Here is a 19,692-nt window from a genome sequence, read left to right as displayed (position 1 = left end):
GGATCGGACGCGGGCAGGGCCCGGGTCAGCGGGCGGTCTGCAGGACGAGGGTGTTGAGGAGGGCGGCACCGCGCTCGGCGTCGTCGACCGAGACGGCGAGCTCGCCGCCGGAGGCGTAGCGCACGACGAGGCAGTCTCCGCCCCGGAGCATGACCGTCGCGGCGCCGGGCAGGCCCCGGACGCCCCAGCCGCCCACCTCACGGGGGAAGCGCTCCTCCGCCCAGGCCCGGTCGAGCCTGGCGAGCGGGACGTGTCTGCGGGGCAGGCGCAGCGGGCCGTAGGAGACCTGGAGACCGTCCTCGGCGACCCGCACCCGCACCGAGCTGAGCGCCACGGCCAGGAGACCCGCGACGATCATGACCACGAGGGGGGACCACAGGCCGGTCTCCCCACCGAAGGCCACGGCCACCAGCAGGCCCGCCCCGGCGGCGGTGAGGGAGGCCCCGACGGCCAGCAGCCAGCCGTTGCGGGCGGAGGAGACCCAGACCGCGCGCTGGCCGGGGCGCAGCTCCAGCAGGTCGGCGTCGGTGCCGCCGCGGAGGGAGACCTCGTCGGGGCCCGGGCGGACGGCGAGCGCGCCCAGCCAGCCGCCCAGGGCCAGTCCCGCGGGGACCAGCAGCGCGGCGAGGGACAGGCCGCCCGCCCGCCGCCAGTCGGGCGCGTCGAGGTTGGCCGACACGGTGGCGAGCTGGAGAGCCAGGCAGGCCAGGCCGCCTCCGCCCAGCACCGCCCCGAGCCCCATCCGGCCCGCTCGGCGGCGCAGCGCCCGGGGCTTGAGGGCGGTGGCGACGCATACGCCACACCCGACCAGCAGCCACGTCACCACCACGGCGGCCAGTGCGACGGTGAGCGGCGCCGACCCGTCGGGGGCGCCCGAGGGACCCCAGTGGAAGGCCATGGGGTCGGGGAGCCGGCCGCGCAGCGCCAGGGGCACCGCGGCCAGCACGGCGGCCACCAGCGCCACCCAGCCGGCGGCCGCCCAGACGAACCTGCTTCGCAGACCCATGTCGTCGTCTCCTTCCAGCGGCCGGGCGCCCGGCCCGGTCACGAGATCTCCCTGATCAGTTCGATGACGTCGTCGCTCCGGTAGCCGTACTGGCCCGCCTCGGCGAGCAGCGACCGGAGCTTGTCCTCCAGCACGCTGCGGGGATCGGGGCGGCTGAGCACGCTCACGCCGCGCCCGCGGCGGAACTCCAGCAGCCCCTCGTCGCGCAGGTCGCGCAGGGCGCGCAGCACGGTGTTGGCGTTGATGCCCAGCGCCTCGGCCAGGTCGCGGGCCGGCGGGAGCCGGTCTCCGGGCGCGTAGGAGCCCTCCGCGACGGCGCGCCGGATCGCCTCGGCCACCTGTCCGTGCAGGGGCCGAGGATCGTTCAGATCCAAGGTGAGCAGCATAGTGATAGCGACATTAGCACCATCCGCTCAGATGATGCTAATCGCACTGGCACCATCCGGCCCGGTGATTCGTAGGACGAACCCTCGTTTATGCGTACTGAGCAAGCCCGACTAGCATCGGGCGACGTGACCACTGTGCGGCTGAACTCAACTGACAACGCTGTCTCGTTTGATACCGATGCCCTGGTCGTCGGCGTCCATACCGGTCCGGACGGCCCGCGGCCCGCTCCGGGGGCCGAGAACGTGGACGAGGCGCTCGGCGGCAGGCTCGCCGCGACACTCGTCTCGATGGGCGTCAAGGGCAGGCCGGGCGAGATCGCCAAGCTTCCGACCTTCGGCGCGCTGGCCGCTCCGCTCCTGACCGTCGTCGGCCTCGGTGACGCTCCCGAGGGCGGCTACGACGCCGAATCCCTGCGCCGCGCCGCCGGCGCCGCCACCCGCGCCCTCGCGGGGACCTCCCGCGTCGCGCTCGCGCTGCCCGCCGCCGACGCGGAGCGGGCCGGGGCCGTCGCCCTGGGCGGCCTGCTCGGCACCTACTCCTTCACCACCTACCGGACCACCGGCGAGCAGACCGCCCCGGTGGCCGAGCTGACCGTGCTGAGCGGCGCCGGCGACGCCCAGGCCGCGGTCGAGCGCGCCGCCACCGTGGCCGGATCGGTCTCCCTGGTCCGTGACCTGGTCAACACCCCGCCCTCGGACCTGTGGCCGGCCCGCTTCGCCGAGATCGCCGAGCAGACCGGCTCGGAGGCCGGGCTTTCGGTGGAGGTCCTGGACGACAAGGCCCTCAAGGAGGAGGGCTACGGCGGCATCGTCGCCGTCGGCCAGGGCTCGGTCAATCCGCCGCGCCTGGTCCGCCTCGCCTACAGCCACCCGGAGGCCGCCAAGACGGTCGCGTTCGTCGGCAAGGGCATCACGTTCGACTCGGGCGGCCTGTCGCTCAAGCCGTCGGCCTCGATGGACTGGATGAAGTCCGACATGAGCGGTGCGGGCGCGGTCTTCGGCGCGCTCGTCGCGATCGCCAAGCTGGGGCTGAAGGTCAACGCCGTCGGCTACCTGTGCCTGGCCGAGAACATGCCGAGCGGCAGCGCCCAGCGTCCCTCCGACGTCTTCACCAGCTACGCGGGCAAGACCGTGGAGGTCCTCGACACCGACGCCGAGGGCCGCCTGGTTTTGATCGACGGCATCGCCCGCGCCGGGCAGGACAACCCCGACCTGATCGTGGACGTCGCCACGCTCACCGGGGCCCAGATCGTCGCGCTCGGCTGGCGTACGGCCGGCGTCATGTCCAACGACGACGAGCTCCGCGAGGAGATCGTCCGGACCGCCGCCGAGCAGGGCGAGGCCGCATGGGGCATGCCCCTGCCGGAGGAGCTCCGCAAGGGGCTCGACTCCCCCGTCGCCGACATCGCCAACCTGCACCCCGAGCGCTTCGGCGGGATGCTGACGGCGGCCATCTTCCTGCGGGAATTCGTGCCGGACGGAGTCCGTTGGGCACACATCGACATGGCGGGCCCGGCCTTCAACAAGGGCGAGCCCCACGGCTACACGCCGAAGGGCGGCACCGGGGCGATCACCCGGACCCTCGTCGGCCTCGCCGAGCGCTACGCGGGCTAGCGGCGCCGCGCAAGCGGGTCACAGCCGACGTAGACAAATGAAAAGATGCGGTTGTCGGGGCCAGGCCAAGAGCGAGGCCCCGGCGATGCGGCGAGCCGTGCCCGAGGGGGAGGCGTGGACGCGGATCAGTTTCCGCCGAACCAGCCAGGGCACGGAGCGGGCGCGACCGTGAAGACGGTAATCGAATCCGAACAAGGAGCTTTCCTGTGGCTGATGGCAGCGGCCCCTACGACATCGTCGTCCTGGGTGGCGGTAGCGGTGGGTATGCCTGTGCCCTGCGGGCGGCCGAGCTGGGCAAGACGGTCGCGCTGATCGAGAAGGACAAGATCGGCGGCACATGCCTGCACCGGGGATGCATCCCCACCAAGACCCTTCTGCACTCGGCGGAAGTGGCCGACGAGACCCGGGAGAGCGCGGCGTTCGGCGTCAAGGCCCGCTTCGAGGGCATCGACATGGACGGCGTCCACGCGTTCAAGGACAAGATCGTCACCCGCGCCTGGAAGGGCGTCCAGGGCCTGCTCAAGAGCAAGGGCATCACGATCATCGAGGGTGAGGGCCGCCTCGCCGGCCCGAACCGGGTCGCCGTCGGCTCCGAGGTCTACGAGGGCCGCAACATCGTGCTGGCGACGGGCTCGGCCCCCCGGTCGCTGCCCGGCCTGGACATCGACGGCGAGCGGGTCATCACCAGCGAGCACGCGCTCAAGCTCGACCGGGTGCCCACCTCGGTGATCGTCCTGGGCGGCGGCGTCATCGGCGTGGAGTTCGCCAGCGTGTGGCGTTCCTTCGGCGCCGAGGTGACGATCGTCGAGGCCCTGCCGCACCTGCTCCCGCTGGAGGAGGAGTCCAGCTCCAAGCTGCTGGAGCGCGCCTTCCGCCGCCGCGGCATCAAGCAGGAGCTGGGCGTCTTCTTCGAGGGCGTCAAGGCCACCGACACCGGCGTGGTCGTCACGCTCGCCAACGGCAAGACCCTCGACGCCGAGCTGCTGCTCGTCGCCGTCGGCCGCGGCGCCGTCTCCTCGGGCATGGGCTTCGAGGAGGCGGGCATCGCGGTCGAGCGCGGCACCGTCACCGTCAACGAGTTCTGCCAGACCAGCGTGCCGGGCGTGTACGCGGTCGGTGACCTGATCCCGACCCTGCAGCTCGCCCACGCGGGCTTCGCCGAGGGCATCCTGGTGGCCGAGCACATCGCCGGGCTCAACCCGGTGCCGATCGACTACGACGGCGTGCCGCGGATCACCTACTCCGACCCCGAGGTCGCCTCGGTCGGCATCACCTCGGCCCAGGCCCGCGAGCGTGGCCACGAGGTCGTCGAGTTCACCTACGACCTCGCCGGCAACCCCAAGAGCCAGATCCTGCAGACGCAGGGCGCGGTCAAGGTCGTCGCCGAGAAGAACGGCCCCGTGCTCGGTGTGCACATGGTCGGCCGCCGCATCGGCGAGCTCGTGACCGAGAGCCAGCTGATCTACAACTGGGAGGCGCTGCCCTCCGAGGTCGCTCAGCTCATCCACGCGCACCCGACCCAGTCCGAGGCCGTCGGCGAGGCCATGCTGGCCCTGGCCGGCAAGCCGCTGCACGTCCACAACTAACCACGAGCCCTCACTCGGAACACGAGAGAAGACACCCAATGCCGAAGTCCGTACAGATGCCCCAGCTCGGCGAGAGCGTCACCGAGGGCACCGTCACCCGTTGGCTGAAGAAGGAGGGCGAGCGCGTCGAGGCCGACGAGCCGCTCCTCGAAGTCTCCACCGACAAGGTCGACACCGAGATCCCGTCGCCGACGGCGGGCATCCTCACCAAGATCGTCGTGGCCGAGGACGAGACCGTCGAGGTCGGCGCCGAGCTGGCCGTCATCGACGAGAACGGCTCCGCGGGCGCGGCCCCGGCCCAGGAGGCCGCCCCCGCTCCGGAGCCCGAGCCCGCCCCGGCCCAGCCGATCTCCTCGATCCCGCAGCCCGCCCCGCAGGCGGCCGCTCCGGCTCCGGCTCCGGCTCCGGCGCCGCAGGCCGCCGCCCCGGCTCCGGCCCCGCAGGCCCCGGCTCCGGCTCCGCAGGCCGCCGCTCCCGCTCCGGCCCCGGCTCCCCAGGCGGCCGCTCCGGCCCCGCAGGCCGCTCCCGTCTCCGGTGACAGCCCGTACGTCACCCCGCTGGTCCGCAAGCTCGCCGGCGAGCACAACGTCGACCTCGACACGCTGAACGGCACCGGCGTCGGCGGCCGCATCCGCAAGCAGGACGTGCTCGAGGCCGCCCGCAACCAGCGCGAGCAGGCCGCCGCCCAGGCCCCGGCCCCGCAGGCCGCGGCTCCGGCCGCCGCCCCGCAGGCCGCCGCCCCGGCCCCCGAGCCGGTCGCGGTGGACACCACGCTGCGTGGCCGTACCGAGAAGATGTCGCGCCTGCGTCAGACCATCGCCAAGCGCATGGTCGAGTCGCTGCAGGTCTCGGCCCAGCTCACCACCGTGGTCGAGGTCGACGTCACCAAGATCGCCAAGCTCCGTGACCGCGCGAAGGCCGAGTTCCAGCGGCGCGAGGGCGTCAAGCTCTCGTTCATGCCGTTCTTCGCCCTGGCCACGATCGAGGCGCTCAAGCAGCACCCGAAGCTGAACGCCACGATCAACAGCGAGACCAACGAGGTCACCTACTTCGACGCCGAGCACCTGGCCTTCGCGACCGACACCGAGCGCGGCCTGATCGTCCCGGTGATCAAGGACGCGGGCGACCTCAACATCGCCGGCCTCGCCCGTAAGATCGCCGACCTGGCCGAGCGCACCCGCACCAACAAGGTGAGCCCGGACGAGCTCGGCGGCGGCACGTTCACGCTGACCAACACCGGCAGCCGTGGCGCGCTGTTCGACACGCCGATCCTCAACCAGCCGCAGGTCGGCATGCTGGGCACCGGCGCGGTCGTCAAGCGCCCGGTCGTCCTGGACACCGCCGAGGGCGAGGTCATCGCCGTCCGCTCGATGGTCTACCTCGCGCTCAGCTACGACCACCGCCTGGTCGACGGCGCCGACGCCGCCCGCTTCCTGACGACGATCAAGCGCCGTCTCGAGGAGGGCCGCTTCGAGAACCAGCTGGGCCTCAACGCCTAGTCCCCGTTCTCGTCCCACCGGGCCGGTCCGCATCCGCGGGCCGGCCCGGTCCTTTTCCGGCCGTGCCCTCTCCCGGCCACGACCTCTCCGGCCGCGACTTGTCCAGGCCGTGACCTGTCCGGTCCGGTCTTCGCCCGCCGGGTCCGCACCCGGTGAATCCGCCGGCCGCCGGGCTCCCGAAGATCTCAGGGGAGGTCGACTAGATTGGACGATATGACGATCATCGTGACCGGGTCCTCGGGCCTGCTGGGATCGGCTCTGGTCAGGGCTCTGCGGACCGACGGCGTCCGGGTGGTCCGTCTGGTGCGGCGGGCGCCGCAGGGCGCCGACGAGTCGTTCTGGAACCCGGCGAAGGGGCTCATAGACCCGGCGGCCCTGGAGGGCGCGGAGGCCGTGGTCCATCTCGCCGGGGCGGGGATCGGCGACCGGCGCTGGAGCGACGACGTCAAGCGCGAGGTGGTCCGCAGCCGGATCGAGGGGACCAGGACGCTGGTGACGGCGCTGGGCGGGCTGGCGGCCGGGCCGCCGACGCTGCTGTCCGGCTCGGCGATCGGCTTCTACGGCGACACCGGGGACCGCGAGGTGGACGAGACGGCGCCGCCGGGCAGCGGGTTCCTCGCCCAGGAGGTCGTGGTCCCGTGGGAGGCCGAGACGGCGCCCGCCCGGGAGGCCGGCGTCCGGGTGGCGCTGCTCCGCACCGGACTGGTGCTGAGCGGCGACGGCGGCATGCTGGCCAGGATCCTGCCGATCTTCAAGCTGGGGCTGGGGGCGCCCCTGGGGTCGGGCGGACAGTACTGGTCGTGGATCTCGATCGACGACTGGGTCGGTGCCGTGCGGCACGTCCTGAAGGATCCGGAGATCTCGGGCCCGGTGAACCTGACCGCGCCGGAGCCGGTCACCAACGCGGAGTTCACCAGGGCTCTCGGGGAGGCCGTGCACCGGCCCACCATGCCGCTGGCCGTACCCGGCTTCCTGCTGCGCACGGCCCTCGGGGAGTTCGCCGGGGAGGGGGTGCTGACGGGGCAGCGGGTGATCCCCCGGCGCCTGCTGGAGGCGGGCCATGCGTTCCGGCATACGGGTCTCAACGAGGCACTCGCCGCCGTACTCTAGGGTCCCTGTTTCCGCTGAAGCCATTGGAGAGATCACATATGGGCAGGTCCGGGCAGTCTCACATCCTCGCCATCGGGGGCGGCTCGTTCCGCCCGTCCGCGCGCCACGGATTCATCGAGGCCAGCGCGCTGCTGCGATACGCCCTTGACCTGACCGGCCAGGACCGGCCCAAGCTGGGCCTGCTCGCCACCGCCCTGGGCGACGACTCCGACTGGCTGCTGAAGATGTACGGCGCCTTCCGCGACTGGGACGTCGAGGTCAGCCACCTGACCGTGTTCCCGATGCCCAACGTCGAGGACCCGCGCGAGTGGATCCTGAGCCAGGACGTCATCTACGTCAGCGGCGGCAGCGTGGCCAACCTGGCGGCGCTGTGGCGGCTGCACGGCCTGGACGAGGCGTTCGAGGAGGCGTGGCGGTCGGGTGTGGTGCTGTCCGGGCAGAGCGCGGGGGCGCTGTGCTGGCACGTGGGCGGCAACACCGACTCCTTCGGGCCGACGCTGCGGACGTGGGCCGACGGTCTCGGCCTGCTCCCCCACTCGTGCGGCGTCCACTACAACTCCGACCCGCAGCGCCGCCGGCTGCTGCACGAGGCGGTGGCCTCGGGCGAGCTGCCCGGCGGCTACGCCGCCGACGAGGGCGTCGCCCTGCACTACGTGGGCACCGAGTTCATCCAGGCCGTCAGCGTGGATCCGGAGGGCTACGCCTACCGGGTGGAGCACGACGGGGCCAACGGGGTCAAGGAGTTCCGCATCGAGCCTCGGCTTCTCACGTCATGACCAAGGGCGGGTCAACTACTCTTGAGACGTGAGTGACCTGGCGATCGTCCGTCTCGGCGTTGACTTCCCCTACGAGCAGGCATGGGATCTCCAGCGGCGGATCCATGCCCGCCGGGTGGCCGGTGAGATCCCCGACACCTGCCTGCTGCTCGAACACGCGCCGGTCTACACGGCCGGCAAGCGCACCGCCCCGAACGAACGGCCCGCGGACGGCACCCCGGTCATCGACGTGGACCGGGGTGGCCGGATCACCTGGCACGGCCCGGGGCAGCTGGTGGGCTATCCGATCGTCAGGCTCGGCGAGCCGCTGGACGTGATCTCCTATGTCCGGCTGCTGGAGGAGACGCTCATCCACGTCTGCGCCGACTTCGGGGTGCAGGCCGGCCGGGTGGAGGGGCGCAGCGGCGTCTGGGTGGCCGGTGACCCCTCGCACGGCCTGCCCGACCGGAAGGTCGGCGCGATCGGCATCAGGGTCGCCGGGGGCGTCACGATGCACGGATTCTCGCTCAACTGCTCCAACGACCCGAGCTGGTACAACCGGATCGTCCCGTGCGGGATCAGCGACGCCGGGGTCTCCTCGCTGTCGGCCGAGACCGGCCGCAGGATCGTGGTCGACGAGGTCATGCCGTACGCCGAGAAGCACCTGGCCGAGGCGCTCGGCGCGCGGGCCTTCGAGCTGCCGGAGGAGGAGCTCTTCCGGCGCTGAGCCCCGCGCGGGACCCGCCGGTCCGGAGCGCCGCCCCCTCATGTGTGGCCATTCTCCGGTGGGACATAAGCTGGGGCGGTGAGCGAGCGTAGCGAGCGAGCGAATAGAGACAGCACCTCGGTCCCGCGACCGACGAAGGAGGTCGCATGACCGTTGCTCCGGAAGGCCGAAAGCTCCTCCGCCTGGAGGTCCGCAACGCCGAGACCCCCATCGAGAAGAAGCCCGAGTGGATCAAGACCAAGTTCAGGACCGGTCCCAACCACACCGAGCTGCGGGCACTGGTCAAACGCGAGGGCCTGCACACCGTCTGCCAGGAGGCCGGGTGTCCCAACATCTCGGAGTGCTGGGAGGACCGTGAGGCCACCTTCCTCATCGGCGGCGACCAGTGCACCAGGCGATGTGACTTCTGCCAGATCGACACCGGCAAGCCCAAGGAATACGACACCGACGAGCCACGGCGGGTGGCCGAGTCGGTCCAGCAGATGGGCCTCAACTACGCGACCGTGACCGGGGTCGCCCGTGACGATCTGCCCGACGGCGGCGCGTGGCTGTACGCCGAGACCGCCAGGCAGATCCACACGCTGCTGCCGGGCTGCGGCGTCGAGCTGCTGGTGCCCGACTTCAACGGCGACCAGGGCCAGCTCGAGGAGGTCTTCTCCGCCAGGCCCGAGGTCTTCGCGCACAACATCGAGACCGTGCCGCGGATCTTCAAGCGCATCCGCCCCGCGTTCCGTTACGAGCGGTCCCTGGGAGTGATCACCAAGGCCCGCGAGGCCGGGCTGGTGACCAAGTCCAACCTGATCCTCGGCATGGGCGAGGACCGCGAGGAGGTCGTCCAGGCCATGCGCGACCTCCACGAGGCCGGCTGCGACCTGCTGACCGTGACCCAGTACCTGCGTCCCACCCCGCGCCACCACCCGGTGGAGCGCTGGGTGAAGCCCGAGGAGTTCGTGGAGCTCCAGAAGGAGGCCGAGGCCATCGGCTTCGCCGGAGTCCTGTCCGGCCCGCTGGTCCGCTCCTCCTACCGGGCCGGCCGCCTCTACAAGCAGGCCATCGAGGCCCGTCAGCACGCCTGATCCGGCATCTCGGCCCAGGGCCCCGCGCGTTTCGCGCGGGGCCCTGCGCGTTGTCCGCCGGGCCGCCTCCGGGGCCGCGCACCGGTCCGTCCACCGGCGCGCGGCAGGTCACGTTTTCATATCTTGACCCATGGATTTGTATCCTTCAGAACATGGCCAAGAAGCCCGAAGACCCAGAGCGCCCGGGGCGCATCAAGCAACTCCGCATGATCGCTCAGATCATCAAGGAGGCCAACCCCAAGGGGATGCCGATCGTCTACGCGTCGGCGCTCGGCACGCTCGCGCTGTTCATAGTGATCGGCCTGGTCACGGGCTTGTTCTGGTACCTGCTCGTCATCGGGATCATGCTGGCCCTCACGGTCGGCCTGGTGGTGTTCGGCCAGATCGCCCAGAGGTCGCAGTATTCGATGCTGCACGGCCAGGTCGGCGCCGCCGCCGCGATCCTGCAGGGCATGCGCGGCAACTGGGAGGTCACCCCGGCCGTCGCGGTCAACCGCGACCAGGACATCGTGCACCGCGTGGTCGGCTACCCCGGCATCGTCCTGGTCTCGGAGGGACCGGGCAGCCGCGTGCAGAAGATGCTGGTGGCCGAGAAGAAGCGGGTCCAGCGGGTCGCGCTCGACGTCCCGGTCTACGACATCCAGTCCGGTGACGGCGAGGGACAGATCCCCCTGGCCAAGCTGCAGCGCCACCTGATGAAGCTGCCCCGCAACCTCAAGAAGCCCGCGGTCTACGAGATCAACAACCGCCTCAAGGCCCTTCCGCAGACGCTGCCGATGCCCAAGGGCCCGCTGCCGCGCGGGGCGCGGATGCCCCGCCCGAAGATGCGCTGATGGACCTCGCAGGAGTCGACCGGCGTCAGGTGGACGCCGCCGGCACCTCCCGGGCCAACCGCGGCTGGTGGGACGGCGCCGCGGACGGATACCAGGCCGAGCACGGGGAGTTCCTCCGTGACTCGGGCTTCGTCTGGTGTCCGGAGGGCCTCGACGAGGCCGACGCCCGCCTGCTGGGCGACGTCGCCGGCAGAGACGTCCTGGAGATCGGCTGCGGCGCGGGACAGTGCGGGCGGTGGCTGATCGGGCAGGGGGCCAGGGTGGCGGCCTTCGACCTGTCCTTCCGGCAGCTCCAGCACTCCCGCCGGATCGACCTCGACGCCGGCGCGCCGCTCCCGGTGGTCCAGGCCGACGCCGAGGCCCTGCCCTTCGCCGACGGGTCGTTCGACCTGGTCTGCTCGGCCTTCGGCGCGCTGCCGTTCGTGGCCGACGCGGCGGCCGTGTTCGCCGAGACGCGCCGGGTGCTGCGCCCCGGCGGCCGTCTGGTCTTCTCCGTCAGCCACCCGGTCCGCTGGGCCTTCCCCGACGATCCGGGCCCCCGCGGGCTGACCGCCGACCGGTCCTACTTCGACCGCTCACCGTATGTGGAGATCGGCGACGACGGGCGGCCGTCCTACGTCGAGCACCACCGCACGATGGCCGACTGGATCGGGCTCATCGTCACCTCGGGCCTGTCCGTCGAGGGGCTGACCGAACCGGAGTGGCCCGACGGCCATGACCGCGAGTGGGGCGGCTGGAGCCCGCTGCGCGGCCGTCACCTGCCGGGCACCGCGATCTTCAGCTGCGTGCGGCGGGCCTGAGACCCGCCGCTCCGCCCACCTGTCCGGGCCGCTCTGGGCGCCCCGCGGACCTACAGGCGCACGACCACGGTGTTCGCCGCCCGGTCGTGCAGGCCCCGCTGGTCGCGGTCCCAGATGAGGGCCGGTACGGCCAGGCACAGCAGCAGGGTCCGGACCAGCACCGCCACGAGCCCCGGACGTCCGCCGCCGAGCGCGGCGACCCGGATGCCGAACAGCCGCATGCCGAAGGTCATGCCCATGGTGCCCACCAGCACGATGTATTCCACCGCGAAGATCGCGAGCGGGACCCAGCCCTGTTCGGCCGGGTTCACCCGCAGGAGCCCCTGCGCGATGGCCCAGGTGCAGATCAGCCAGTCGATCACGACGGCGCCGATCCGGCGGCCGAACCCCGCGACCGCGCCGCTGCCCTCCTGGGGCAGGCCGAGCCGTTCCCCCGGGTAGCCCAGGTCGACTCCGGCCGACCTGACGCCGCCGAGCCAGGTCTGGGTCCAACGGGGCTGCTGCCTGCTGTTCATGGCTAAACGGTATCCGCCCGGCGGACCGCCCCCGCATCCGCCCGAGCCGACTACCCGGATCACCCGCAAGCCGTACATCATGTGGATCAACCGTCTCTCATGCACATCCTCGGAGCACCCCCCAAGTGTCTGACATAGATGACATAGACCGGCGTTTCGCCGCGCTCACCGCCCAGATCAGCCAGGACGAACGCCGGAGGATGAGCAGGGCGGCCAGGCGGGGGCAGACGCGCCCGCCGCGTTCCCGGCGCCGCCGGAGGCGGATCGCCGCGTTCACCGTGGTCGCCGTGGTGGCGGGCGCCGGAGCGTACGTCGCCTACCGCCCTGAGGTCGTCGACCGGATCCGGACCGCCCTCACCGGCCAGTCCCCCGGCGTGGCCGGCGCCCGGGACCCCGGCGCGGCCCCCGGGGAGACCGCGCCGGCCGCCGTCGAGCCGGCGCAGATCTCCCCTTCTACGGCTCGCCCGCCGAGAAGTACGCCGACGGCGCCGGAGGACTGGTGATGCCGCCGGCCAGGGCGATGGGCGGGCTGAGCGCCAAGGAGGTGTCCGCCGCCCTGGAGCGGACGGTGAAGCTGCTGAAGGCTTCGGACCTGGACCGCGGGGTGCTGGCCGGCGGCAGGCCCACGGAGCTGATCGGCCTGCTCGACCCCGAACAGCGCAGGCGATTCGTCAAGGAGCTCGACCGTCCCGGGAAGGACGGGTCCAACAGCCGGTGGTGGGTGACCAGCCTGGCGCCCGGAACGGCGGAGCTCGCCGTCGAGACCGTCAAGGTGGACGGCGACGCCCGGCTGTCCGCCTTCCGCCGCGACGGCCGCCCGGGGGTCCGGGTCAAGGTGAACCACCTGTTCGTCTACGCCGTCCGGCGGCCGGGCCGGCCGGACAGCACGATGCGGCTCGTCAAACACAGCATGGGGACGCTGGAGGCGTGGAAGGACGGCGGCCGGCTCCGCTTCTGGCTCACCCGCTGGAACAGCGGCATGGTCTCTCCCGCGCGGTGCGACATCGACGACGGCTCCGTGCGGCCGCTCCACCCGGACTCCGGTCCCGGCGGGGAGGCGGAGGAGGCCACCGGCCCCCTCCGGGACCCCTACTCCCGCGAGGACGACCCGGAGCACGAGGACTGCGCACGGGTGTCGCGGACCTGAGGAGCCGGAGGGCGCGCGGACCCGGGACCGGACGGTCCGGGTCCGGGTCCGGGAAACGGATGGTCCGGAGGTCCGGAAACGGACGGTTCAGACGTGAAAAGTCCGGCAAAGGACGGCCCTTCGTGCCCGCTCCGGCAGGACGCGGGGCTACCGTGAAGGCGGCTTTCCCTTAACACGAGTGAAACAGACGAGACACGGGGCGGTAACGGCACAGACCTACGTTCGGCTCTGATGGCCCGTGCCCCTTGGGAGGTTCGCGTGTTCAACTCCGCCGACGACGTCCTTAAGTTCATCAAGGACGAGGGGGTGCAGTTCGTCGATGTCAGGTTCACCGACCTGCCGGGGACGACGCACCACTTCACCTTTCCCACGGAAAACTTCGGAGCGGGCGTCTTCACCGACGGCCTCATGTTCGACGGCTCGTCGATCCGGGGTTTCCAGGCCATCCACGAGTCGGACATGCTCCTGCTGCCCGACCCCACCACGGCCGTGCTCGACCCCTTCCGGCAGCACAAGACGCTCAACATCAATTTCTTCGTGCACGACCCGCTGACGGGCGAGGCCTACAGCCGCGACCCGCGCAACGTCGCCCGCAAGGCCGAGGAGTATCTCAAGGGCACCGGCATCGCCGACACGGTCTTCTTCGGCCCCGAGGCCGAGTTCTACATCTTCGACGACGTGCGGTTCGAGACCAGCGCGCACGCCAGCTACTACCACATCGACTCGATCGAGGGCGCCTGGAACACCGGCAAGGCCCAGGAGGGCGGCAACCTCGGTTACAAGCCGCGCTACAAGGGCGGCTACTTCCCGGTCCCGCCGATGGACCACTTCACCGACCTGCGTTCGGAGATGGTGCGCAACCTCATCGACGCGGGCATCGACGTGGAGATGCAGCACCACGAGGTCGGCACGGCCGGCCAGGCGGAGATCGACTTCCGCTTCAACACGCTGCTCAAGGCCGCCGACACCCTGATGCTGTACAAGTACATCGTCAAGAGCACGGCCCTGGCCCACGGCCACACGGTCACCTTCATGCCCAAGCCGATCTTCGGTGACAACGGCTCCGGCATGCACTGCCACCAGTCGCTGTGGAAGGACGGCGAGCCGCTGTTCTACGACGAGGTCGGCTACGCGGGCCTGTCCGACACCGCCCGCTACTACATCGGCGGCCTGCTCAAGCACGCCCCGTCGCTGCTGGCCTTCACCAACCCGACGGTGAACTCCTACCACCGCCTGGTCCCCGGCTACGAGGCCCCGGTCAACCTGGTCTACTCCCAGCGCAACCGCTCGGCGTGCATCCGCATCCCGATCACGGGCTCCAACCCGAAGGCCAAGCGCATCGAGTTCCGCGTTCCGGACCCGTCCTGCAACCCCTACTTCGCCTTCGCCGCCCAGCTCATGGCGGGCATCGACGGCATCCGCAACAAGATCGAGCCGGTCGAGCCGGTCGACAAGGACCTCTACGAGCTCCCTCCGGAGGAGGCCCGTAACATCCCGCAGGTCCCGGGCTCGCTGACCGACGTGCTCGCCGCCCTGGAGGCCGACCACGAATACCTGCTGGAGGGCGGCGTGTTCACGCCGGACCTGATCGAGACCTGGATCTCCTACAAGCGCGAGCACGAGATCGACCCGATCCGGCTCCGTCCCCACCCGCACGAGTTCGAGCTCTACTACGACGTCTGATCGGTTAGGCCGTGACCTGCGGAAACCCTGACGGGTGATCCGCCGGGGCACATACCGGACACTCAGGCATCCCGCGTGAGGCCGTCGGGCGGCCGTCCGTTCAGGGCGCGCTCGACGGCCTTCCGCATGCGCTCCTCCCCCGACGGCGTGAGGCGCGTGCAGGCCCGTAGTGTGAACCCGGGATCCCCGGATGCCGGCCGGGGCGGCGTTGTTCAGCGCTCCCTGCTCGTCGTCGGCCGCCTTCTCGCACCTGGGTGCCGCCCATGGGCCGCCGTCATGCGTGTCACCCCGTGGGCCGGCGTCATGCGTACGGTCACACGGCCGGCCACCCTCGCCGTCGGCACCGCTCAGGGCGTGGGCCGCGGCGCGCACCTGGGCCCGGTAGCGCCGGCGCGCGTGTCTCGCCAGGAGATACAGGCCCGCGGCCGCCAGGTTCACGGCCGCCAGCCGGTGGAGCGGGAGGACGACCACGGTCGCCGTCGCGGCCGTCGGCGTCCCGCCGGGGCCGGGGATGGACACGGCGGCCCGGCACGGGCACCACAGGGGCGGGTCGAAGGTGGTGGCGATCTCGCGGGTGGCGCCCCGGCCCACGGTGAAGTCGGGGAAGGTGACGCTCTCCCCGTTCACCCGCAGCCGCAGGCGGTCGTCGCCGCGGAAGTCGCGGTGCACGTCCCGGTGTCGCGCACCGTGGTGGTGAAGGTGAGGGGCCCGCCGAGCGCGAAGCCCGGGGCGCGCGGGCCCGTGACCTCCGCCGAGTCGTCGACGGGTCCGGGGACGGCGATGTAGACCGGGGCGCCGATCCCCCGGTTGACCCGGATGTTGCCGGCACCGGTGCCGGCGGGCACCCTGAAGATCAGGGCGAGCTGGTGGTCTCCTGGCTCCGGGGCGGACGGCACGCTGATCCGGACGGACACCGACCTGGTCCTCCCCGCCGGCAGGCGGAAACGGTCAGGGGTGACGGTGACCCAGTTGCTGGCGGAGTAGGGGGCCTTGGGCTGGAAGAGCAGCGTCCCGTCCAGGTCGGGCTTGAAGTCGGCCTTGCGGACCTCGACGTCGATCGGGCGCTCGCCCTGGTTGACGACCTGGAACCGCTGTTTCTCACCGATGTCACCGGGTTGGACGGCGAGGCGGGTCGGGCTCACCGTCAGCGAGAAGTCCGTTCCGGGGGTGGGCGGGGCCGATCCCGCGCCGGCCGGCCCCGCCGCCAGCGGACCGGCCGGACCCACCGCCCACAGCAGGAACGCGCGGCCAGGACGGCGGCGCGCCCACGCCTTGGCCATACAGTCACCTTCGGCTCCACAGTGCCGCTGTCCGGGTGGGGGATGAGGGACCTGCCACGGGGTCCGCCTACAGGGTGGTGGCCACGTAGGTGAGGGTCGCGGAGTAGGTGTCGGGGCGCACGAACGGGATCGTGATCCGGTAGTCGTGCTCGAAGTCGTCTCCGGTCGAGGCCGACGGACCGGTTTTGCGGTACAGCTCGACCGGGCTCCCGTAGGTCAGCGGGACGAACGCGCCGCCGGTGATCTGCTCCACCAGCAGCGAGCTGATCGGGATGGTCTCGGGGTTGCCGCCGGTGCCCTGGAGTTCGGCGGCCGCCGGAAAGACCGTCACGGTGTAGCCCGCGAAGTTGTTGGTCGTCACGGTGAACTCCACCGGGTCGGCGGTCTCGACGGTCTCCGTGGGGCGGCCGGTGGGGGTGAAGGAGGGGGCGAGGTTCGTCAGCGTGATCGAGCCGAGCACCTCGACGTTCGCGGTGACGGTGTCCGAATCCGTCTCCCCCGGCGCGGCCTTGGCCGCCGAACTCGTCTCCCCCATCGACCTGGCGATGCCGGCCACGAGCATGCCTGTCACCATCGCCACCCGGCCTAGCCGTTTCTTGACATCGCCGATGCTCCCGTCCCATCCGGATAGATGACCAACCGGGTTGGCTACGTCACCGAAAGTAACATCACGGTAGGGATGCAGTGGAGATTGGTCACCGTGCGTAATACAGCGTGTCGTGACTTACCCAGACCCATCACGTACTCGGGTGACCCCGCGGTGCCCCCGGGCCGTTCCGGGCACCCGCGTGCGGCGTGAGGGCGCTCCGCCAGGACAGGAGATGACCGTTTCTCCACCTCACCGGCGTCATCGGCGCCGTCCTCCTCGTCCCGCCCCCCGGCGTCCTGCCTTCGACGGTCGCCTGCGGCGCGGAACAGCGGCGCATTAGGCAGAATGATCGTGATTTACGGTGATAAATCTAGGTGGGTGGACATGGCTGGGACGTCCCTGGGCGGACGGCGGCACCCGGGAATCCCCGTGCACCGCCGGTCGCTGGCCGCTGCGACCGTGCTCGTGGGGACCTTCCTGACCGTCAGCGGCTCGGTGCCGCTGCTGCCCGCCGTCCTGAACCGGGTGACCGCCATCGCCCACGCCATCCAGGCCGGGCAGGAGCAGCCGGGCTGGCCCGGCGGGGCGATCCCCTACTCCTGGGGCGGCGGTCACGACGACGCCCCCGGCCCCTCCTTCGGCACCTGCCAGGGCTACACCGGCGCGATCCGTCCCTGTCCCGCCACCAGGACCCTCGGCCTCGACTGCTCCGGGCTGGCCAGATGGGTCTACCGGCTGGCCTACGGCCGTGACGTCCTGGGGCCGGGCAACACCGACGACCACGTCAGGCGGCTGACGGAGGTGTCCGCCGCCAAGGCGCGCCCGGGTGACCTGGTGTTCTACGGCAAGATCGGCAAGCGCTCGGCGAAGACCCACCACGTGGGCATCTACATCGGCCAGGGCAGAATGATCAACGCGCTGAGGACCGGCACCGAGATACGGATCGACTCACTGAGAGCCGTGAAGGGCTTCGCCGGCTACTTCCGTTACCTGTAGAGACATCCGTACCCGTAGAAACCCGTAGGAGAGATATGCGCCTGGGCGTGATGTTCGACCGCGACCTGCCCCCGGAGTCACTCATCCCCTTCTGCCGCCATCTGGACGCGGCCGAGGTGGACGACGTCTGGGTGGTGGAGGACCTGGGCTGGACCGGATCGATCTCGTCGGCGGCCACCGCGCTCGCCGTCACCGAACGGCTCCGCGTGGGCATCGGGATCACCCCGGCGCCGCTGCGCAATCCGGCCCTGCTGGCCATGGAGCTCGGCAACCTGGCCCGCGTGCACCCCGGCCGCCTGGCGGCCGGGATCGGCCACGGCGTCCAGGACTGGATGCGACAGGTGGGCGCGCTGGCCCCCTCGCCGCTGGCCCTGCTGGAGGAGACCATCGTGGCCGTGCGCACGCTGCTGCGCGGCGAGACGCTCACCCTCCAGGGCCGGGCCGTACGGATCGACGGGGTGAGCCTGGTGCATCCGCCCGCGACCGCGCCACCGGTCCTCGCCGGGGTCGTACGGCCCCGCTCGCTGGAGCTGTCCGGGCGGGCGGCCCAGGGCACCATCCTGCCCGAGGGGGTCGGTCCGGCCCAGATCGCGGCGGCACGGGAGCTGACCGGCGGCGACGGCCACGAGCTGGTGGTGTTCACCAACCTGTACGTCGGCGACGACGCCTCGGTGGGCGCGCGGCTGGCGGCCGGTTCGGCGGAGTTCCTGCACGTCGCCCCGGACGAGGTCGTGATGGCGGTAGGCTCCCCCGCGGTCGCCGCCGACCAGGTCAGGTCGTTGTGGGAGGCGGGGGCCGACACGGTGGTGCTCCGCCCGTTCGGGCCGGACCCCCTGCCCCAGGTCGACCGGGTCCTGGCGGAGCTGCGCAACGGCTGACCTCCGTCCACGGGCCCGCGCGGCTCCGGCCCGAGCCGTGGCCGCACGCTCCGGCCCGGCATCCCGTGGGGCGCCGGGCTACGGGCGGCCGCCCCGGATGCCGGTCAGCCGGCGCAGGACGTCCCACCAGAAGGAGGCGCCGAACAGCAGTGCGACCACGCTGATCAGGTAGCCGGGCCAGTGGCCGGGGGTGGTCAGACGGTCCCACCAGACGCCGCCGTTCCAGTTGAAGGAGGGGTCCTCCGAGCCGTCGGGAGGGATCGTCACGCTCACGATGGCGTGGTCGAAGATCTTGACCAGGGCCGGGGAGCTGAAGGACTCGGTCACGCAGGAGTACGGTTCCACGGCGCCGGCCACGGCGCACTTGTCCTTGAGCGCGGCCAGGCCGTCCTGGCCGCCGCCCGCGATGGCGGCCACCCCGGCGCGGTAGGCGTTGTCGCGCAGCAGGGTCTTGCCGTACTCCAGCGCGTCCATGCTGAACAGCAGCGTCAGCACCAGGCCCAGCGCGAAGACCACCCACTTGACGTAGCGGCGGTAGAGCGTGGACAGCCGCTGCATCTCCCCGTCGAACCAGGACTCCACGCCCTTGCGGAACTTCCCCATGTCCCGCTGCGCGCCTTCCCAGACGCCCCGCAGGTGCCCGGCCAGCGGGCTGCCGATGGCCTCCAGCTTGGCGAGCAGGCCCTCGACCCCGCCCTCCTCGGCGGAGACCAGCTCCATCATCGCCCCGGAGAAGCGCTCGGGCGGGATGTCGGCGATGCTGGTCCGCGCTCCCCTGGGCCGGTCGATCTCCTGGAGCCGGCCGTACAGCCGGCCGGTCATGTCGACCGGCGGCGCGGGCGTCTCGGTGGCGAGCACCACTTCGGGGTCCACCGGGACCGGCTCGACCACCGGCGGCGGGGGCTCCGGATCGTGCCTGGGACGCGGATCGTCCTTGGAGAAGGGCAGCCTGGCGAAGACGTCGGCCACCTTCGCCGGGATCCACGAGCGGCCCTCCTGCGGGCCGCCGTCCATGGTGTCGCGGAGATAGGCCCACAGGAACTTGCTGCGGATGCCGAACAGCCTGACGAAGCCCTCGTTGACCCCGCTCACCAGAAGCGACAGGAACAGGAAGGCCAGCACCAGGCCGATGGCCAGATCAACGTAAACAGATATCAAAATGGATCACCCGCACCGTTGATACACGTCTGTCCCGCCAAGCGCAATGCCCTC

Annotated in this window: 20 protein-coding genes; 14 read left to right on the top strand and 6 right to left on the bottom strand. The window is 71.5% G+C overall.

The window, feature by feature from the left end; all coding sequences use genetic code 11:
* Nucleotides 1-25 precede the first annotated feature (25 nt).
* The gene (locus ACZ6R6_RS21570; RefSeq protein ID WP_470095831.1) at nucleotides 26-1,006 is read right to left on the bottom strand and encodes a DUF1648 domain-containing protein; all 981 of its coding nucleotides are present in this window, start codon (nucleotides 1,004-1,006) and stop codon (nucleotides 26-28) included.
* 38 nt (nucleotides 1,007-1,044) lie between these two features.
* The gene (locus tag ACZ6R6_RS21565) at nucleotides 1,045-1,380 is read right to left on the bottom strand and encodes a GntR family transcriptional regulator (RefSeq protein WP_470095829.1); all 336 of its coding nucleotides are present in this window, start codon (nucleotides 1,378-1,380) and stop codon (nucleotides 1,045-1,047) included.
* 102 nt (nucleotides 1,381-1,482) lie between these two features.
* Between ACZ6R6_RS21565 and ACZ6R6_RS21560 the strand changes: the two genes are divergently transcribed.
* The 9 genes from ACZ6R6_RS21560 (at nucleotide 1,483) to ACZ6R6_RS21520 (ending at nucleotide 11,392) form a co-directional block, all read left to right on the top strand.
* Nucleotides 1,483-3,006: a leucyl aminopeptidase gene (locus ACZ6R6_RS21560; protein ID WP_470095827.1), complete on the top strand. Its 1,524-nt coding sequence runs from the start codon at nucleotides 1,483-1,485 to the stop codon at nucleotides 3,004-3,006.
* Nucleotides 3,007-3,212: 206 nt separating this feature from the next.
* On the top strand, nucleotides 3,213-4,592 hold the full coding sequence (gene lpdA, locus ACZ6R6_RS21555) for a dihydrolipoyl dehydrogenase (protein WP_470095825.1): 1,380 nt from the start codon (nucleotides 3,213-3,215) through the stop codon (nucleotides 4,590-4,592).
* 38 nt (nucleotides 4,593-4,630) lie between these two features.
* The gene (gene sucB / locus ACZ6R6_RS21550) at nucleotides 4,631-6,091 is read left to right on the top strand and encodes a 2-oxoglutarate dehydrogenase, E2 component, dihydrolipoamide succinyltransferase (protein WP_470095823.1); all 1,461 of its coding nucleotides are present in this window, start codon (nucleotides 4,631-4,633) and stop codon (nucleotides 6,089-6,091) included.
* Nucleotides 6,092-6,304: 213 nt separating this feature from the next.
* The gene (locus tag ACZ6R6_RS21545) at nucleotides 6,305-7,201 is read left to right on the top strand and encodes a TIGR01777 family oxidoreductase (protein ID WP_470095821.1); all 897 of its coding nucleotides are present in this window, start codon (nucleotides 6,305-6,307) and stop codon (nucleotides 7,199-7,201) included.
* 38 nt (nucleotides 7,202-7,239) lie between these two features.
* Nucleotides 7,240-7,977: a Type 1 glutamine amidotransferase-like domain-containing protein gene (locus tag ACZ6R6_RS21540; protein WP_470095819.1), complete on the top strand. Its 738-nt coding sequence runs from the start codon at nucleotides 7,240-7,242 to the stop codon at nucleotides 7,975-7,977.
* Nucleotides 7,978-8,005: 28 nt separating this feature from the next.
* Nucleotides 8,006-8,683 carry a lipoyl(octanoyl) transferase LipB gene (lipB, locus tag ACZ6R6_RS21535; RefSeq protein ID WP_470095817.1) on the top strand — a complete coding sequence of 226 codons (678 nt, stop codon included), beginning with the start codon at nucleotides 8,006-8,008 and terminating at the stop codon, nucleotides 8,681-8,683.
* Nucleotides 8,684-8,829: 146 nt separating this feature from the next.
* Nucleotides 8,830-9,759 (top strand): lipoyl synthase, encoded by a 930-nt coding sequence (gene lipA, locus ACZ6R6_RS21530; protein WP_470095815.1) that lies wholly within the window; start codon nucleotides 8,830-8,832, stop codon nucleotides 9,757-9,759.
* A gap of 152 nt (nucleotides 9,760-9,911) precedes the next feature.
* Entirely contained in the window at nucleotides 9,912-10,592 is a 681-nt protein-coding gene (locus ACZ6R6_RS21525; protein WP_470095813.1) for a DUF4191 domain-containing protein, read from the top strand.
* Nucleotides 10,592-11,392 carry a class I SAM-dependent methyltransferase gene (locus ACZ6R6_RS21520; protein WP_470095811.1) on the top strand — a complete coding sequence of 267 codons (801 nt, stop codon included), beginning with the start codon at nucleotides 10,592-10,594 and terminating at the stop codon, nucleotides 11,390-11,392. Before ACZ6R6_RS21525 ends, ACZ6R6_RS21520 begins: the two co-directional genes overlap by 1 nt.
* 50 nt (nucleotides 11,393-11,442) lie before the next feature.
* On the opposite strand, the gene ACZ6R6_RS21515 is transcribed toward ACZ6R6_RS21520, so the two are convergent.
* Nucleotides 11,443-11,907: an RDD family protein gene (locus ACZ6R6_RS21515; protein WP_470095809.1), complete on the bottom strand. Its 465-nt coding sequence runs from the start codon at nucleotides 11,905-11,907 to the stop codon at nucleotides 11,443-11,445.
* A 125-nt stretch (nucleotides 11,908-12,032) separates the two neighbouring features.
* Between ACZ6R6_RS21515 and ACZ6R6_RS21510 the strand changes: the two genes are divergently transcribed.
* The 3 genes from ACZ6R6_RS21510 to glnA all read left to right on the top strand — a co-directional run bounded on the left by ACZ6R6_RS21510 (nucleotide 12,033) and on the right by glnA (nucleotide 14,737).
* Complete coding sequence (locus ACZ6R6_RS21510; protein ID WP_470095807.1) at nucleotides 12,033-12,410, top strand: hypothetical protein; 378 nt, start codon at nucleotides 12,033-12,035, stop codon at nucleotides 12,408-12,410.
* Entirely contained in the window at nucleotides 12,410-13,054 is a 645-nt protein-coding gene (locus ACZ6R6_RS21505) for a hypothetical protein (protein WP_470095805.1), read from the top strand. The genes ACZ6R6_RS21510 and ACZ6R6_RS21505 overlap by 1 nt, the downstream gene beginning before the upstream one ends.
* Before the next feature lie 258 nt (nucleotides 13,055-13,312).
* Nucleotides 13,313-14,737, top strand: a complete 1,425-nt coding sequence (glnA, locus tag ACZ6R6_RS21500; protein WP_470095803.1) for a type I glutamate--ammonia ligase — start codon at nucleotides 13,313-13,315, stop codon at nucleotides 14,735-14,737.
* A 623-nt stretch (nucleotides 14,738-15,360) separates the two neighbouring features.
* Here glnA and ACZ6R6_RS21495 read toward each other — a convergent pair.
* Complete coding sequence (locus ACZ6R6_RS21495; protein WP_470095801.1) at nucleotides 15,361-16,017, bottom strand: hypothetical protein; 657 nt, start codon at nucleotides 16,015-16,017, stop codon at nucleotides 15,361-15,363.
* Between the two features lie 67 nt (nucleotides 16,018-16,084).
* Nucleotides 16,085-16,597, bottom strand: coding sequence for a hypothetical protein (locus ACZ6R6_RS21490; protein ID WP_470095799.1), 513 nt, complete (start codon nucleotides 16,595-16,597; stop codon nucleotides 16,085-16,087).
* Nucleotides 16,598-16,990: 393 nt separating this feature from the next.
* Here ACZ6R6_RS21490 and ACZ6R6_RS21485 point away from each other — a divergent pair, with 393 nt between their 5' ends.
* On the top strand, nucleotides 16,991-17,602 hold the full coding sequence (locus ACZ6R6_RS21485) for an NlpC/P60 family protein (protein ID WP_470095797.1): 612 nt from the start codon (nucleotides 16,991-16,993) through the stop codon (nucleotides 17,600-17,602).
* Between the two features lie 35 nt (nucleotides 17,603-17,637).
* A complete protein-coding gene (locus tag ACZ6R6_RS21480) occupies nucleotides 17,638-18,480 on the top strand; it encodes an LLM class flavin-dependent oxidoreductase (RefSeq protein ID WP_470095795.1) in 843 nt (280 codons plus the stop codon).
* Nucleotides 18,481-18,558: 78 nt separating this feature from the next.
* Here the strand turns inward: ACZ6R6_RS21480 and ACZ6R6_RS21475 are convergent, their stop codons facing one another.
* Nucleotides 18,559-19,638: a hypothetical protein gene (locus ACZ6R6_RS21475; RefSeq protein ID WP_470095793.1), complete on the bottom strand. Its 1,080-nt coding sequence runs from the start codon at nucleotides 19,636-19,638 to the stop codon at nucleotides 18,559-18,561.
* Between the last annotated feature and the right edge of the window lie 54 nt (nucleotides 19,639-19,692).

The sequence above is a fragment of the Streptosporangium sp. NPDC048886 genome, assembly GCF_055586905.1.
This window is presented reverse-complemented; position numbering and strand designations above follow the sequence as displayed.

Bases quoted from the DNA above. Each gene is read 5' to 3' on its own strand.
- ACZ6R6_RS21545 (WP_470095821.1), top strand. From the start codon at position 6,305: ATGACGATCATCGTGACCGGGTCCTCGGGCCTGCTGGGATCGGCTCTG.
- ACZ6R6_RS21520 (WP_470095811.1), top strand. From the start codon at position 10,592: ATGGACCTCGCAGGAGTCGACCGGCGTCAGGTGGACGCCGCCGGCACC.
- ACZ6R6_RS21540 (WP_470095819.1), top strand. From the start codon at position 7,240: ATGGGCAGGTCCGGGCAGTCTCACATCCTCGCCATCGGGGGCGGCTCG.
- lipA (WP_470095815.1), top strand. From the start codon at position 8,830: ATGACCGTTGCTCCGGAAGGCCGAAAGCTCCTCCGCCTGGAGGTCCGC.
- ACZ6R6_RS21480 (WP_470095795.1), top strand. From the start codon at position 17,638: ATGCGCCTGGGCGTGATGTTCGACCGCGACCTGCCCCCGGAGTCACTC.
- sucB (WP_470095823.1), top strand. From the start codon at position 4,631: ATGCCGAAGTCCGTACAGATGCCCCAGCTCGGCGAGAGCGTCACCGAG.
- ACZ6R6_RS21560 (WP_470095827.1), top strand. From the start codon at position 1,483: ATGCGTACTGAGCAAGCCCGACTAGCATCGGGCGACGTGACCACTGTG.
- ACZ6R6_RS21505 (WP_470095805.1), top strand. From the start codon at position 12,410: ATGCCGCCGGCCAGGGCGATGGGCGGGCTGAGCGCCAAGGAGGTGTCC.
- ACZ6R6_RS21495 (WP_470095801.1), bottom strand. From the start codon at position 16,017: ATGGCCAAGGCGTGGGCGCGCCGCCGTCCTGGCCGCGCGTTCCTGCTG.
- ACZ6R6_RS21485 (WP_470095797.1), top strand. From the start codon at position 16,991: ATGGCTGGGACGTCCCTGGGCGGACGGCGGCACCCGGGAATCCCCGTG.
- ACZ6R6_RS21570 (WP_470095831.1), bottom strand. From the start codon at position 1,006: ATGGGTCTGCGAAGCAGGTTCGTCTGGGCGGCCGCCGGCTGGGTGGCG.
- ACZ6R6_RS21525 (WP_470095813.1), top strand. From the start codon at position 9,912: ATGGCCAAGAAGCCCGAAGACCCAGAGCGCCCGGGGCGCATCAAGCAA.
- ACZ6R6_RS21515 (WP_470095809.1), bottom strand. From the start codon at position 11,907: ATGAACAGCAGGCAGCAGCCCCGTTGGACCCAGACCTGGCTCGGCGGC.